Annotated in this window: 13 protein-coding genes and 1 pseudogene; 8 read left to right on the top strand and 6 right to left on the bottom strand. The window is 46.8% G+C overall.

Features of this window, described 5'->3' with window-relative positions; translation table 11 throughout:
* Positions 1-72 precede the first annotated feature (72 nt).
* The 8 genes and pseudogenes from JCM12259_RS00800 to rodA all read left to right on the top strand — a co-directional run bounded on the left by JCM12259_RS00800 (position 73) and on the right by rodA (position 8,981).
* Complete coding sequence (locus tag JCM12259_RS00800) at positions 73-1,275, top strand: sugar MFS transporter (protein WP_025065049.1); 1,203 nt, start codon at positions 73-75, stop codon at positions 1,273-1,275.
* Positions 1,276-1,441: 166 nt separating this feature from the next.
* Positions 1,442-2,452: a class II fructose-bisphosphate aldolase gene (locus tag JCM12259_RS00795; RefSeq protein WP_025065048.1), complete on the top strand. Its 1,011-nt coding sequence runs from the start codon at positions 1,442-1,444 to the stop codon at positions 2,450-2,452.
* 195 nt (positions 2,453-2,647) lie between these two features.
* A complete protein-coding gene (locus JCM12259_RS00790; RefSeq protein WP_025065047.1) occupies positions 2,648-3,241 on the top strand; it encodes an IMP cyclohydrolase in 594 nt (197 codons plus the stop codon).
* A 35-nt stretch (positions 3,242-3,276) separates the two neighbouring features.
* A pseudogene (locus JCM12259_RS13030) lies at positions 3,277-4,298 on the top strand (rod shape-determining protein).
* 4 nt (positions 4,299-4,302) lie between these two features.
* Complete coding sequence (mreC, locus tag JCM12259_RS00780; RefSeq protein WP_025065046.1) at positions 4,303-5,160, top strand: rod shape-determining protein MreC; 858 nt, start codon at positions 4,303-4,305, stop codon at positions 5,158-5,160.
* A 17-nt stretch (positions 5,161-5,177) separates the two neighbouring features.
* On the top strand, positions 5,178-5,684 hold the full coding sequence (gene mreD, locus JCM12259_RS00775) for a rod shape-determining protein MreD (protein WP_025065045.1): 507 nt from the start codon (positions 5,178-5,180) through the stop codon (positions 5,682-5,684).
* The gene (gene mrdA / locus JCM12259_RS00770) at positions 5,681-7,531 is read left to right on the top strand and encodes a penicillin-binding protein 2 (protein WP_025065044.1); all 1,851 of its coding nucleotides are present in this window, start codon (positions 5,681-5,683) and stop codon (positions 7,529-7,531) included. Before mreD ends, mrdA begins: the two co-directional genes overlap by 4 nt.
* Positions 7,512-8,981, top strand: coding sequence for a rod shape-determining protein RodA (gene rodA / locus JCM12259_RS00765; protein ID WP_025065043.1), 1,470 nt, complete (start codon positions 7,512-7,514; stop codon positions 8,979-8,981). Before mrdA ends, rodA begins: the two co-directional genes overlap by 20 nt.
* A 1-nt stretch (position 8,982) precedes the next feature.
* Here the strand turns inward: rodA and JCM12259_RS00760 are convergent, their stop codons facing one another.
* The 6 genes from JCM12259_RS00760 to JCM12259_RS00735 form a co-directional block, all read right to left on the bottom strand.
* Complete coding sequence (locus tag JCM12259_RS00760; protein ID WP_025065042.1) at positions 8,983-9,441, bottom strand: gliding motility lipoprotein GldH; 459 nt, start codon at positions 9,439-9,441, stop codon at positions 8,983-8,985.
* Positions 9,442-9,446: 5 nt separating this feature from the next.
* Positions 9,447-10,772 carry a PSP1 domain-containing protein gene (locus JCM12259_RS00755; RefSeq protein WP_025065041.1) on the bottom strand — a complete coding sequence of 442 codons (1,326 nt, stop codon included), beginning with the start codon at positions 10,770-10,772 and terminating at the stop codon, positions 9,447-9,449.
* A gap of 6 nt (positions 10,773-10,778) precedes the next feature.
* The gene (locus tag JCM12259_RS00750) at positions 10,779-11,912 is read right to left on the bottom strand and encodes a DNA polymerase III subunit (RefSeq protein WP_025065040.1); all 1,134 of its coding nucleotides are present in this window, start codon (positions 11,910-11,912) and stop codon (positions 10,779-10,781) included.
* A 257-nt stretch (positions 11,913-12,169) separates the two neighbouring features.
* Positions 12,170-12,406, bottom strand: a complete 237-nt coding sequence (locus JCM12259_RS00745) for a hypothetical protein (protein ID WP_148299531.1) — start codon at positions 12,404-12,406, stop codon at positions 12,170-12,172.
* Positions 12,407-12,639: 233 nt separating this feature from the next.
* Complete coding sequence (locus JCM12259_RS00740) at positions 12,640-13,560, bottom strand: DUF6261 family protein (protein ID WP_025065038.1); 921 nt, start codon at positions 13,558-13,560, stop codon at positions 12,640-12,642.
* 285 nt (positions 13,561-13,845) lie between these two features.
* On the bottom strand, positions 13,846-15,285 hold the full coding sequence (locus JCM12259_RS00735) for a fibrobacter succinogenes major paralogous domain-containing protein (RefSeq protein WP_148299530.1): 1,440 nt from the start codon (positions 15,283-15,285) through the stop codon (positions 13,846-13,848).
* Positions 15,286-15,410: the final 125 nt, after the last annotated feature.

Genomic DNA, 15,410 nt, shown 5'->3' with positions numbered 1-15,410 from the left:
ACGGATCAGAGAGTGTCCGTCCCTTGTTTCAATATCTATTGACCGTTAAAAACCATCTACCTTCAATCAATGATGCCAACTTCAAAACCTGCTTTGACTGACAAGCGATATGTGGTGCCGTTTGTTTTGGTCACGATGTTGTTCTTCTTATGGGGCTTCGCGCGGGCGATTCTCGATGTGTTGAACAAGCATTTGCAAAACGAGCTCCACATCACCATCGCCCAATCGGCACTGATTCAGGTCACAACCTATCTGGGATATTTCCTGATGGCTATTCCGGCAGGGCTGTTTATCAATCGATTCGGTTATCGACGCGGTGTCGTTTTGGGGCTATTGCTGTTCGGAATAGGCGCCTTGCTCTTTATTCCCGGTGCCAAAATCGGCACGTTTCACGCCTTTCTCGGAGCATTGTTTATCATTGGTTGCGGACTCACTTTTCTCGAAACAGCTGCCAATCCCTATGTGACGGAGCTGGGTGATAGGGCCACAGCCACCAGCAGACTCAATCTCTCGCAGTCGTTCAACGGTTTGGGAAGCCTCTTTGCCACGTTTGCCGTGGGGCAATTCTTCTTTCGGCAAACGGAAACAAACAATGATGTGGCCGTCCCTTACACCATTTTGGGCGTGCTGGTGTTGGTTATCGCACTGGCTTTTTCACGCGTAAAACTACCCGAAATACCCCATTTTATTACAGACAAAACGGCTAATAGCTGTGGCGGAAACTTTGCTCGGTTGTGGCATCAAAGGCTGTTTGTTTTCGGTTTACTGTCGTTGTTGGCCTATGAAGTGGCCGAAATATCTATCAACAGCTATTTTATTAACTTTGTGACAGGGCAAGGTTGGATGAACGACAACACCGCTTCGGTGGTGCTGACGATAGCTTTGGGCTTCTTCATGGTGGGGAGATTCGTGGGTAGTTGGATTATGCGGCGTGTCGATGCACGTCGGGTCTTGCTTGGTTGTGCCGTTGGCAGCGTGGCGTGTATTGGTCTGGTGCTGGCCGATTGGGGACCCATCTCAATGGTGTCATTGATCGGCAATTATTTATTCGAGGCCATCATGTTTCCTACAATATTCTCTTTGGCTTTATCTGGATTAGGGAATCTCACCAAGAGTGCGTCTTCGTTGCTGATGATGACACCCATTGGCGGCTGTGGTTTCTTGCTGATGGGATATGCGGCCGACAGCTTCGGAATGGTCGTTCCATTCCTGTTGCCTTTTATCGGATATGTGGTTGTTTTGGCGTATGCCATTCGGCTGCAAAAGAAAAGATAAAGCAATGAAAGCCAGGAGAGTGTAAACTCCGGTTGACAAACGCTGCACTGTTAAGAATTTTAACCTCACCAGGGCATTAAAAACTTAGTTATCGCTTTGCGTTAACAAATTATTGTATTACTTTTGCACGTGATTAGATTCAGGTTTTCAAATTAAATAATAAATTATGGTAGATTACAAATCATTAGGCTTGGTAAATACTCGTGAGATGTTTAAGCGAGCCATCAACGGCGGTTATGCTATTCCGGCATTCAACTTCAATAATATGGAGCAGTTGCAGGCCATTATCAAGGCTTCTTCTGACCTCAAATCGCCGGTTATTTTGCAAGTTTCCAAGGGTGCTCGGAATTATGCCAACCAGACACTTTTGCGCTATATGGCTCAGGGAGCCGTTGAATACGCAAAAGAGTTGGGCTGCAAGCATCCCGAGATCGTTCTGCACTTGGATCACGGAGATACGTTTGGGACTTGTAAGAGTTGTATCGATTACGGTTTCTCTTCGGTGATGATCGATGGTTCTTCACTGCCTTACGATGAGAATGTAGCCCTGACCAAGAAAGTGGTTGACTATGCGCACCAATTCGATGTGACCGTAGAGGGTGAGTTAGGTGTGCTTGCCGGCGTTGAAGACGAGGTTGCTTCGGAAGTATCTCATTACACAAAACCCGAAGAAGTGATCGATTTCACCAGCAAGACAGGTGTTGATTCGCTGGCTATCTCTATCGGAACATCCCACGGTGCTTATAAGTTCACACCCGAGCAGTGCACCCGCGACCCGAAGACAGGGCTGTTGGTTCCGCCCCCATTGGCATTCGATGTGCTTGATGAGATCATGAAGAAGTTGCCCGGATTCCCCATCGTGCTCCACGGTTCTTCATCCGTTCCACAGGAATATGTGAAGATTATCAATGAGAATGGTGGTAAGTTGCCCGACGCAGTGGGTATTCCCGAAGAACAGCTCCGCAAGGCTTCCAAGAGCGCCGTGTGCAAAATCAATATCGACTCAGACTCTCGTCTGGCCTTTACAGCAGCTGTCCGCAAGGTGTTCAACGAGAAACCGGGCGAGTTTGATCCGCGTAAGTACTGTGGCCCGGCACGCGATCTGATGACAGAGCTTTACAAGCACAAGATCATTGATGTGCTTGGCTCTGACAATAAACTGGCTCAACTGGACTGAAATTTGTTTTAATGGTTGATAAATAAAATGGAAAAGCGGAGCTCATGTGAATGAGTTTCCGCTTTTTTTGATTGATAACCTCTAACGGTTTATAGAGAGGGAAGCTGCTATTATGTTTTTTTTAATTCGAAGATCATGTGAAATCAACGGATTTTCTTAACTTTGCAATCTCATTATATATAAGTACGATAACGAATGTCTGAGACTAAACAAATCAAGACAGCCCTTATTTCGGTTTATCACAAAGATGGGTTGGATGAATTACTCGCTAAATTGAATGCCGAAGGAGTACGTTTTTTGTCAACCGGCGGCACGCAGAATTTCATCGAATCATTGGGTTATGACTGCCAAGCGGTTGAGAGTTTGACTTCTTATCCGTCAATTTTGGGTGGCCGGGTGAAGACTTTGCATCCGAAGATTTTCGGTGGAATACTGGCCCGGCGAGATCGTCCCGATGATTCGGAACAAATGAAACAGTTTGAAATTCCGACTATTGACTTGGTCATCGTGGACTTATATCCGTTTGAACAAACCGTGTCCGAGGGTGCATCTGATGCCGAAATCATCGAAAAAATAGACATCGGCGGTATTTCATTGATACGTGCCGGTGCTAAGAACTTCAATGATGTGGTCATTGTTCCGAGCAAAGCCGAATATCCGGTGTTGCTGAATCTGCTGAACAAAAACGGTGCACAGACCGACATCGAAGATCGCAAAATGCTGGCAGAACGTGCTTTCGGCGTAAGCAGTCGTTATGATTCGGCCATTCACGCATGGTTTGCCAAATAAGAAATCATTTATCGCATAATTCAAAAAACTAAGAAATGGGATTTTTTTCGTTTGTTCAGGAAATTGCAATGGACCTTGGAACGGCCAATACCATTATCATCAGCGATGATAAAATCGTTGTGGATGAACCGTCGGTCGTTGCTCTTGATCGCCGCACGGACAAGATGATTGCCGTCGGAGAGAAAGCAAAGATGATGTATGAAAAGACACATGACAGCATCCGTACAATCCGTCCATTACGTGATGGTGTGATTGCTGACTTCACGGCGTGCGAACAAATGATGCGCGGATTAATCAGAATGGTACACACGGGCAGTCGTTTGTTCTCTCCGTCGCTGCGAATGGTTATCGGAGTACCGTCCGGGAGTACTGAGGTTGAACTTCGTGCTGTGCGCGATTCAGCCGAACACGCCGACGGTCGCGATGTTTATCTGATCTTCGAACCTATGGCCGCAGCTATTGGCATCGGCATTGATGTCGAGGCTCCGGAGGGTAATATGATTGTAGATATCGGTGGTGGAAGTACCGAGATTGCTGTGATTTCTTTGGGCGGAATCGTTTCCAATAATTCGATTCGTGTTGCTGGCGATGATCTTACGTCTGATATTCAGGAGTATATGAGCCGTCAGCACAATGTGAAAGTGAGCGAACGAATGGCAGAACGTATTAAAATACATGTAGGTTCGGCCTTAACCGATCTTGGAGAAGAGGCTCCCGAGGATTACATCGTGCATGGACCGAATCGTATACTGCTCTTCCGATGGAAGTTCCGGTTTGTTATCAAGAGATCGCACATTGTCTTGACAAGACAGTTGCTAAGATAGAGAATGCTGTTTTATCTGCTTTGGAGAATACACCGCCTGAACTTTACGCCGACATTGTGAAGAATGGCATCTATCTTAGCGGTGGCGGAGCTTTGCTTCGTGGCTTGGACCGTCGTTTGCAGGATAAAATCAATATTCCATTCCATATCGCCGAAGATCCGTTGCACAGTGTGGCAAAAGGTGCCGGTATAGCTTTGAAAAACGTAGATCGCTTCTCGTTCCTGATGAGATAGGGCTATGCGGAATCTCTTGGAGTTTCTTGCAAAGTACAATCATTGGTTCGTTTTCGTCATCCTCGAAGTGATTGGTCTGGTGTTGTTATTCCAATATAACAACTATCAGAGCAGTGTGTGGTTTTCTTCAGCCAATGCTGTGAGCGGTCAATGTTATAAATGGAGTTCCGAGATGGCGTCTTTTTTCTCGTTGAGTAAGATGAATGAGACGCTGACTCAGCGTAATTTGTATCTCGAACAACAAGTGCGGATACTCTCGGATACCCTTGCAAAAACAGGAAGAGACAGTGCTACAATATCCTCAAACCAACTATCTGAACTCAAACAATATCGACTGATTCCCGCTAAGGTGGTTAGCAACACTGTCAATAAGATCGATAATCTCATGACTATTGATAAAGGATCGGCCGATGGGGTGCATAAAGATATGGGAGTAGCTTGCGGGAATGGCATCGTAGGTATTGTTTATATAGTTTCATCACACTATTCCATTGTAATTCCAGTATTGAATTCACGGTCGAATATTGGTTGTTCTATTCAAGGACGTGGCTATTTTGGCGTATTGCATTGGACTGGTGGTGCAACCGATATGGCTTATGTTGACGATATTCCACGGCATGCACACTTCAAACTGTATGAAAAAGTGGTTACCAGTGGTTATTCTTCGATCTTTCCACCAGGTGTTTTGGTCGGAACAATCAAGCATGTTTATAATTCGACTGATGGTTTATCGTATCGCTTAAAGGTGCAATTGGCAACCGATTTTGGTAATCTTCGCGATGTGTGTGTGATTGATAATACACCGATGGAAGAGCGTATGCAATTGTTGAGAACAGCACAAGATTCGCTTACAAACAGGTAATGACAACGAGAACGGCAATGGATTCGAATTTAATTAAACGACTATTAGGATTTGGCTTTCTCTTGTTGGCACAGGCATTGGTGTTAAATCACATCCATCTTTTTAATTTTGCAACTCCTTTGCTTGCTGTTTACATCGTGGTATTGTTCTGTCGTAACTATCCTCGTTCCGGTATTTTAGTATGGAGTTTCATGATGGGACTCTTCGTAGATGTATTTTCTAACACGCCCGGTGTGAGTGCTGTGTCCATGACTTTGATAGGACTCATTCAGCCTTATTTATTGATGCTCTTTATTCCTCGTGACAGTCCGGAGGATTTAGAACCAACAATAAATTCGCTGGGTACGGCTAAATTCGTGTATTACACCATTCTTTTGGTCTTGACTTATTGCCTATTATTCTTCACGTTAGAAACATTCAATTTCTTTAATTGGCAGCAGTGGGCAGAGGCTGTGGGTGGAAGTACGGTTCTCACTGTGATTTTAATCTTGGTGATTGAGAATATGAGAAAAAGCAATTCATGAGGGATTACAATCTTGGAAATCGTCGTTTGATAATCGGTGGAGTGGCTGTGGTAATCATAGTCATCTATATTGTGCGGCTCTTTACACTGCAATTGATGAGCGACGATTATAAGAAGAATGCCGACAGTAATGCGTTTCAAAAAAAAATTGAATATCCCTCACGTGGTATTATCACTGATCGAGGCGGTAAGTTATTGGTTTACAATCAACCTGCTTATGATATTATGGTGGTGATGAATGAAGAAAGCGGCCGGCTTGATACAGCTGAATTCTGTAATGCTTTGGGGATAGCCAAAGATTTCTTTATCAAAAGAATGGATGAAATTAAGGATCGATCGAAGAATCCAGGATACTCTCGTTTCACCCAACAATTATTTATGAGTCAGCTTCCTGACAAGGTTTTCAGTGTCTTTCGAGAGAAGATGTTTCGTTTTCCGGGCTTTTATGTGCAGAAGCGCAGCGTGCGCCAGTATCAATATCCTTATGCAGCACACGTCTTGGGAGATGTCGCTGAAGTTTCGACAAGCGATATAGAAGACGACGATTATTATCAAATGGGCGACTATATCGGTAAACTCGGCATCGAGCGTTCTTATGAAAAGGAACTCAGAGGAGAGAAAGGCGTGCAGATACTCTTGCGCGATGCCCATGGAAGAATACAAGGGAGCTATCAGAATGGGCGGTTTGATCATCGCCCGGTTGCTGGTAAAAACCTTACATTGAGCCTCGATATCAAGCTGCAAGCACTTGGAGAGCGTTTGATGAAAGGCAAGATCGGCAGTATTGTTGCAATCGAACCATCCACGGGTGAAGTGTTGTGTATGGTTTCATCACCCACTTACGATCCTCGAATTATGGTGGGACACCAGCGTGGAAAGAATCATCTCGCCTTGGCACGCAATGTTTGGAAGCCACTGCTCAACCGCTCGATCATGGGACAATATCCACCAGGTTCGACTTTTAAAACATCTCAGGGACTTACTTATATGACCGAAGGCATCATTACTCCACATACGATGTTCCCTTGTCATCATGGCTTTTATTATCGCGGTTTGCATGTGGGATGTCACGGTCATGCCTCTCCACTCAATTTGGTTTCAGCAATCAGCACGTCGTGCAACGCTTATTTCTGTTGGGGACTATATTATATGATGGCCAACCGACGTAAATATAAGGATGTTGAAACAGCTATGAACACTTGGCGCGACTATATGGTGAGCATGGGATTCGGGTATAAAATCGGTATCGATTTGCCCGGAGAGAAACGCGGTTTAATACCCAACGCCACGTTCTATGATAAAGCTTATCGTGGATATTGGAATGGTTTGACAATCATTAGTATTGCAATAGGCCAGGGAGAAGTGAATCTCACACCGTTGCAGATTGCTAATCTTGGTGCGACTATCGCCAATCGAGGTTATTATTACACTCCTCACGTAGTCCGAAAGGTGCAAGGAGAGCCATTAGACACGGCTTTCACACGTCGCCATTACACGCGTGCCAGTCGTCGAGCTTATGATTATATTGTGGCAGGAATGCGTTCATCAGTCGTAAAAGGAACATGTAGGGAAGCTAATCGAGCTGATTATCTCGTTTGTGGAAAGACCGGAACAGCACAGAATCGAGGGCAAGATCACTCTGTTTTTATGGGGTTTGCACCGATGGAAAAGCCTCGGATTGCCATTGCTGTTTATGTGGAAAATGGCGGCTTCGGTGCCGATTATGGCGTACCCATCGGCTCCTTGATGATGGAACAATATATAAAAGGAAAACTCTCTGATGTTTCTGAGAAACGGGCGGCAGAGTTTCAACGACGTAGAATAGCTTATGGAGCGAGGAACAGATAAACAATCCAGCGTGCTTGCATCGCTCGACTGGTGGACGATCGGCATTTACTTAGCGTTGCTTATATTTGGATGGGTGAGTGTTTGCGGTGCCAGTTACACGTATGGTGATACCGAAATATTCAGTCTCGGTGCTCGATCGGGCATGCAGATCGTATGGATCGGCACTTCCATTTGCTTAGGATTCATCTTGCTGATGCTTGACGACAGATTTTATGACACCTTTGCCTATGTCATTTATGCTATATTTTTGCTGTTGCTTTTCGCTACAATCTTCAATCCGCATGAGATTAAAGGCTCGCGTTCGTGGCTTGTTTTAGGACCGCTTCGGCTGCAACCCGCCGAATTTGCTAAGTTTGCCACAGGTTTGGCAATAGCCAAACTGATGAGCACTTACGGTTTCAACATCCACCGATGGAAGCATTTTGCAGCTGCATGCGGTGTCGTGATGCTTCCGATGCTGTTTATTGTGGCGCAAAAAGAGACAGGTTCTGCACTTGTTTATTTGGCTTTTTTCCTGATGTTTTATCGTGAAGGAATGCCCGGAAGCATTCTCTTCACAGGCGTTGCCATGATCATTTATTTCGTGACAGGCATCAAATACGAGCAGGTTTTGCTTTGGGACACCCCCACTTCTATCGGAAAATTTATCGTTCTGCTATTGGTGCAAATCTTTTCTACGGCAATGGTCTATGTGTATTGCGATGACAAGAAACGCGCTTTGCGATTAGCGGCTTTATCAATAGGCATAACCCTAATTTTTCTGTTGTTTTCCGAGTATGTCATTCCATTCGACATCATGTGGGTTCAACTTTCTATCGCTGTTGCACTGATCATTTATTTCATCTATCAGGGAATCAGTTCGCGCCTGACTTCCTATTTTTATATCGCACTGTTTACCATCAGTTCCATTGCATTTTTCTATTCGGCCGACTACGTTCTCAATGAAGTGATGGAACCGCATCAGCGTGTTCGTATCAATGTTTTGCTCGGGTTAGAAGAAGATTTGACCGGAGCCGGTTATAATGTGCATCAAAGTGAGATTGCCATTGGCTCTGGCGGACTGAAAGGAAAGGGATTTCTCAATGGTACACAAACCAAATTAAAGTTTGTACCCGAGCAAGACACTGATTTCATTTTCTGTACCGTGGGCGAAGAAGAAGGCTTTATCGGATCGGCAACCGTCTTGTTGCTGTTCCTCGCTTTGATCCTAAGACTCATCAAATTAGCCGAACGCCAGCCTTTCACATTCGGTCGGGTGTACGGCTATTGCGTGTTGAGTATTTTCTTATTCCATGTGTTTATCAATGTGGGGATGGTGCTCGGACTCACACCGGTGATCGGTATTCCCTTGCCGTTTTTCAGTTACGGAGGTTCCTCTTTATGGGGATTCACGCTCCTATTGTTTATTTTTCTTCGGATCGATGCCAGTCGGGGAATGATCCGAAGATGACCTACCGCTTTCTGATTTGAATTCCGATATCGCTGATACCGGGCAAAATCTCACGTTTCATATCATGCCTCACGGTGACGAAAAGGCTGTCGTCAGAAGACAGATGATGGTCGTTGACGTGAAATTCGTATTGATAACGGCTGATACCCCGACCTTTCGACCGACCGTTTTGATCGAAGAGCACACAGCTGAGCGTATCTATTTCAGTGCGTTTTGAGGGCAGAATATGTTGCTCGACGATGAGTGTCAGACCTTGAAAAGGGTAAGATGCGCTGGTGATTAGGGATAAATCAATGCCGTAAAGTCCTGTATTCGCAATCTTAGGTACGGCAAATGAGAGCGTGTCGTTTTTCTCCCAACCTTCGAGAGGCGTATGACAAAAGCGGTCATACACCTTGTTACCGCATGCACCGAACAGCAGAACGAGTGTCAGGAATGATGAGAAAAAGGCTTTTCGCATCAGTTTCATTCTGCATTTTGCGATTGAGCATCCGACTTCTGACTCCGATTTGCAGCATGGTTATGCCGATTCGGATTACCATTATATCGCACTTGTCTGCCCGATCCAGCCTGTTTGTTTTCAGCCGCTTGTTTGCCGTTTTCCCGGTAACGGTTAGTTGGCTTACGATCAACGGCTTTTCGCTCTCCGTTTAACGGTCTTTCGCCTTCCGATCTACGCTTATTTCGCGGGCCGTTGTCTTTCTTTCTGTATTGTTTCGACTTGTCGAAGCGACTGATATCTGCGTTAGCCAGCAGATCGACAGGTTTTTTCGAGACCTTCTGTTTGCCGTCTGCCAAGAGTGTCAACGGCTTTTCGCTCTGCCGATTGAGTTCGATAATCTCATGGGCACGTTCTGCCGAGATCGTTTCGAGATTGGCAGCGAGATTCTTGTCAGTAGAATATGTCACCTGTCCCGATAGAATATCTGCTTTGAAATAATAATAATCACTGTCTTGTGTTTGCAGGATAACATCCTTGCCGGGCAGTTTTCTGCTTGCCTCCACATAACTGTCAACCTCGTAGTTAAGACAACATTTCAGCTTGGCACACATGCCTGCCAGCTTCTGGGGATTGAGTGAAATGTCTTGATAACGTGCAGCAGTGGTGCTGACACTGGAAAAATTCTTCATCCAAGTGGCACAACAAAGTTCGCGTCCGCATGGACCTGTACCACCGATGCGACCTGCTTCCTGCCGCGCGCCAATCTGTTTCATTTCGATGCGGATGTGAAACGTCTCGGCCAAAATCTTGATCAGCTGCCGGAAATCCACACGGTCGTCGGCGATGTAATAGAAAATCGCCTTGTTGCCATCGCCTTGATACTCCACGTCTCCGATCTTCATTTGCAGCCCGAGATCCTTAGCGATCTGCCTACTCTGAATCATCGTGCCGTGTTCGCGGCTTTTAGCTTCTTTGTATTTATCGATATCCACCTGTTTGGCAAGGCGATAGATGCGTCGGATCTCATCCGAAGATTTCAGGTTTGCTTTCTTAATTTGCAGCTTGACAAGGCGCCCCGTGAGTGTCACCACACCGATGTCATGTCCCGGATTGGCTTCCACGGCAACGGTGTCACCCTTATGCAGCTCGAGATTATTCACGTTGTGGTAATATCCTTTGCGCGTGTTCTTAAACTGAACTTCCACCAAATCGGTGCTGTAAAGATTGCCCGGAACATCAGCCAACCAGTCATACGTGTTGAGTTGGCGATCTTGTCGCCCGCAGGCACTGTGACAAAGTCCGCGGTCGCAATCATTGCATATCTTGTAATTCAAATCTTCATATTTCATAAGTCGTTATTTTCTCATTATCAGTACGATCATTTTCAGTGCCAGATCAAAGAACACGATCTTGGCGTTTGCATTTTGGCCGATGTCTCGTTGGGTTTTGGTCAGCAACTCGGCAATTTCTGTCACATTGGCCTCATTGATGAAACGGGCAAAACGTTTAGAAAAATTCTCCTCGTCGGCAGTCATGTAATTCAAAGCAGGGTTACGGAAATTGTAAACGAAATTCTCGCGAATCATCCGTGCAAAATAGATCAACAGACGACGCTGTTTCTCACGCCCGAAACCCGAAACGGCCTCGCTCCATTTCTTCAATTCACGCACATTGCGCTGATAAGAGAGGCGCATCAGCGAGATGAACAGATCGAGAAACTGGCGGTTTTCATTGCCGGCATCCAACGTTTCGAGGGCTTTGAGCCAACTGCCGTTGGACTCTCGCGCTATGCGACGGGCCGACTCCTCGTCGATGCCGCGCCTATGGATAAGAGCCTCTTCAATATCTGCCTCGGCAATTCGGCGTATGTCGATTCGCTGCGTACGACTTCGAATGGTGTCGAGCAACATTTCCGGCGCTTCGCAAACCATCAGAAACACTGTTTGAAGCGGCGGCTCTTCCAACAATTTGAGCAGTTTGTTGGCACATTCGGCGTTCATTCGCTCGGGCAACCAGATGATGCTGATCTTGAATCCACCCTGACTCGACTTCAAACTCAGTTTCCGGGTGAGTTCGTCGCTCTCTCCGGCGCCGATCAATGCTTGTTGATTGGTTGCTTTCATGCGGTCGAGCCATTGGTCCATTGTGAAATACGGGCCTTGCATCAACATCTCGCGCCATTGCCGAGCGAAGTCTCCGCTCACCATCTTGTGCTCGCTCGACGTGCCGGTGGGCCTAATCACGGGATAGGTAAAATGCAAATCGGGATGCTCCCAACGGTGAAGCATCGTTTCGGCGTTGCGTTTTTGCGGTGTCGGCAGGCTATCGTCTTCGCCCAACAGATAGGAAGCAAAAGCCAGCGCAAGCGCCATTTTTCCGCAACCCGACGGCCCGCACAACAGCATGGCATGCGCAACACGCTGTTCGCTCACCATTTGCAGCAGTTGTTTCTGCGCTTCTCTCTGCCCGATTACCTCGTTGAATTTCATCCCGTTGTTATAAAAAGTCGTGTGCCAATCGCCTCCGAATGTTGCCGAAAATGCACCCCGTTCGCATTCGATTCGAGCATACGGCGTTGCAAAGTTACGAAAAAGCGTTGGAAAATGCGCATAAATCAAGATGGATGTTTTTCATCATTCAGCCTGTAATTAACCCACGATGCACCCCCCCCTACCCCCACAAAGCAAAAGGGTGAAAAGACAGCCATCACCCATCTTCTCACCCTTTCCGGTCTAATTCACCTTTTTCACTCTTTCACCTTTTCACCTTTAATTCGCCTTCCACAAAGAAAAAGTTCGTCCACATTCTTGGCCTTGTGTACGCGCCCCGCCTTCAAATCTTCTATCGCCTCGTCAAGCCCGGTACGGCGTTCATGTTCGAACGTCCATCCCATGCGTTTGGCAAGATTTTTAAGAAATTTGATGCCAGCGATACTGGAAACTCCCATCTTTACCGTCTCCTTATGCATTGCCGTTGTATTCATTGCTTTGCCTCCTACCTTTTTTATTTGTGCGATTGCAAAAACAGTGCAACAAAAGTTTGCTTTCACTTTACGCATGCTGTCTGTTTTCTGCAAAGATAGCGTTTTCCCGTGATAACTCCAAATCACTACCAAGAGATTTCATTTTCAGCGGATGTCAGTCTGTCAAATAGCAAAAGGGTGAAAAGACAGCCATCACCCATCTTCTCACCCTTTTCCCCGGTTAATTCATCTTTTCACTCTTTCACTTCTTTCAGCTCATCCTTCTCGCGCACAACCCACATCGTCCGTTTCGGATCAGTGCTGTACGCCAATTCATAGGCTTTCTGTTTGCCGGTGCCTTTGGTTTTGCCGGTAAAGGTGAGGATGTTGGGGGCGATGCCGTTGGCTTCCTCAAATTTGCGGATGAGGGGGGCGAGTTCTTTGCGGAGGGCTTCGGCCTGTTTGTCGGCGTGGGCTTTGTTCGTGGCCGCCCGACCGGCCAACAGTGTCCGGCGATTGTCCACCAAGTTGTTATATTGTGTGATGAGTGCGGTGATCGGGGCCGACGGCTCCAGCTCGTCGAGAGCGTCGATGCGGCGCAGCACGGCGTTGAGAGCTTTGTCGGTGGCGGCGCGCAGCGGTTTGATGTCGAACGAGCCGGCGGGCGCGCCCGACTTCACCCGGGCGTGAAACAGCGTGTCAAACGCTTTGTTGTCGGCATCGAGCAGGTTGATGTAGCCTTGTGCTTGGAGTCGTGCCACGTGTGGTGCGAGTGCAGCCGTGCGCAAGTCGGCCACGAGGTTTTTGATCAAGCCCGTCTCTTTGTCATAGTTGCTTGCGGCCACGTCGGGGTAGGCCTTCATCACGCGGTCCACGGCTTCGGCGGCGGCCAACACGGCCTTGTCGGCGCTGTTGAGATGCAACGCCACGAGCAACCGCAATGATTGATAGGATTTGTCGCGTTTGCGATCGGCCTCTTCCAGCGCCTTGGTGTCGGCCCCGGTGCGCGGCTGGTTCAGCACCCGATCTTCGTCGGCCACGCAGGCTGCCAACGGACCCAACACCGCCGTGAGTTTCCCCACTTTGGCCTCGTTGCAGAGTTGCAGCACGCGCGACGCAAACTGATAATGCTCCATGTTTTGGAGATGCGTTTTTTGAATAGACTTGATTACCATTTTGTTTTGTTGATTTAAGTTTGTATGAAAAAATACGAAATTTTTCCGATTTTCTGCAGCTTGGTATCAATTTTTGCTCATCTACGACCGTAGATTGCCTGCCTGGCAGATTTTTTGGCAATCTACAACCGTGGATTGCTCGCTTGGCAGAATTTTTGGCAATCTACGACCGTGGATTGCCTGCCTGGCAGAATTTTTGGCAATCTACGACCGTGGATTGCCTGCCTGGCAGAATTTTTGACAATCTACGTCCGTGGATGAGCAAATTATGCCATTCCGCCAACATTAATACTTAACGAAGGGGCGGACGCGACAGGTATTCTTTTTTTGGATATAGACCCACTCTACATACGACGTGATTGAACGTATGGGCCAGGCATAGTGATAGCTGCCTTCTGTACTTGACCAGAACCATTTACCAGTTATTACAGTACCTCCCACTTGTGTAAAGGCGACATTAGCTAAGTTCCCATACCAAGAATAGCTGGTCTGAAGCTGGGTTACCTTTGTTTTATCACCGAAACCTAGACTAGAGAACATCCATTTAAAGTCACTAACAGAAGGTAAATACCATTTCAAAGCAGGTGAACCCGTATAAGTCACACCTGGATTATATTCGGCAGCAGCTTTAAAGCTGATGAAAGCAGGATTAATTGCCTTAACACCAAAACTCCCCTTACTGTAGCTCGCATTCCATGTTTCGTCTAAGCCACTAGTTGCTTTACTAGCTAATGATGCATCCCCGTCCACGAATGTCGAATGTGTGTTGGCTTCCGTTTCCCAATATGGACTGGAGCACCAATACATATCATCACCATCAGCATCTTTCAGAGCTATAGCCATATGCTTGCTGCGGCTCAAAACCACAGCAATAGGCGTTTTAGTGCCACCACCATAGGTGGTTTCGCTGATGAATCCGGTGGTGCCATCGCTCATCAAGTAAAGAAAACGGTACATCAGTTTGACATTGAGCACGTAGGCACCGTTTTGCTCGAACTTTAACGTTGAAGCAGGTTTGAAAGTAAGGCCTGCGTTAGCCATATTCTGCTGATAAATACTACCGCTGTTGAAAATTAGTTTGAGCTTCGAAACATCAGTGGTTGCAATGAAGGCTAAGTCTTCGTTGCTGGTTGAAGTGTAAGTGGCAGAAGTATATTTGGGTTCAGCACTAGCAGCATATGTGGTATTGGCAGATACAGCTGCTCCAGTTCCGGCTGTCCATGTATCATTGGCTGCATCGTAAATGGAGGAACCTGGTACATCGGTCGCATTGACCGAAGCTAATGTTGCAGTAACGGCAGGGATGTCCATATATCCTGTGAGCTTGATCTTTACTTTGGCGCCCACATGTTTCATGGTGAATGGTACTTTCTGTTTGTGCGGCGTGGCTGTGATGACTTGTTGTGTGCGGCCGATCAGTGCAGCGTCGGCATCAGCACGATTCACTGTGAGGTTGTTGCCGCTGCGGGTCACTTTGCTGTTGTAGAGCACAAAGTCGTACGTACCTGGCGTAAGAATAATATCTTTATTGGCAGAAGTAGCAGTAAATACGCCGCCGGTTACTGTGCCGGTAATGTCACCCTTATACGCATGTGTGCTTGCGTCGTAAGCCAGCATCGTATACGTGTCGTTAGCTAATGCGCGGGTTGCTGCCGACTTGGTTTGCTTGGTTGTATCGCGCTGAAGCGTGCATTGTGCCAGGATTCCATTACCCAAGTCTACCATTTGTTGTTCAAGCTTTACTTCTTTGTTTGCACGTGTTACGCCTACTTCTTGCTCTGCGTTATAGTCGGCAAAATCTACCTTAAATTCAATCGCCTGGGTTGCGCTTACCTGCCCCTCGTCTGTCG

This window comes from Hoylesella enoeca JCM 12259, assembly GCF_000613405.1.
Classification (GTDB): Bacteria; Bacteroidota; Bacteroidia; order Bacteroidales; family Bacteroidaceae; genus Prevotella; species Prevotella enoeca.
This window is presented reverse-complemented; position numbering and strand designations above follow the sequence as displayed.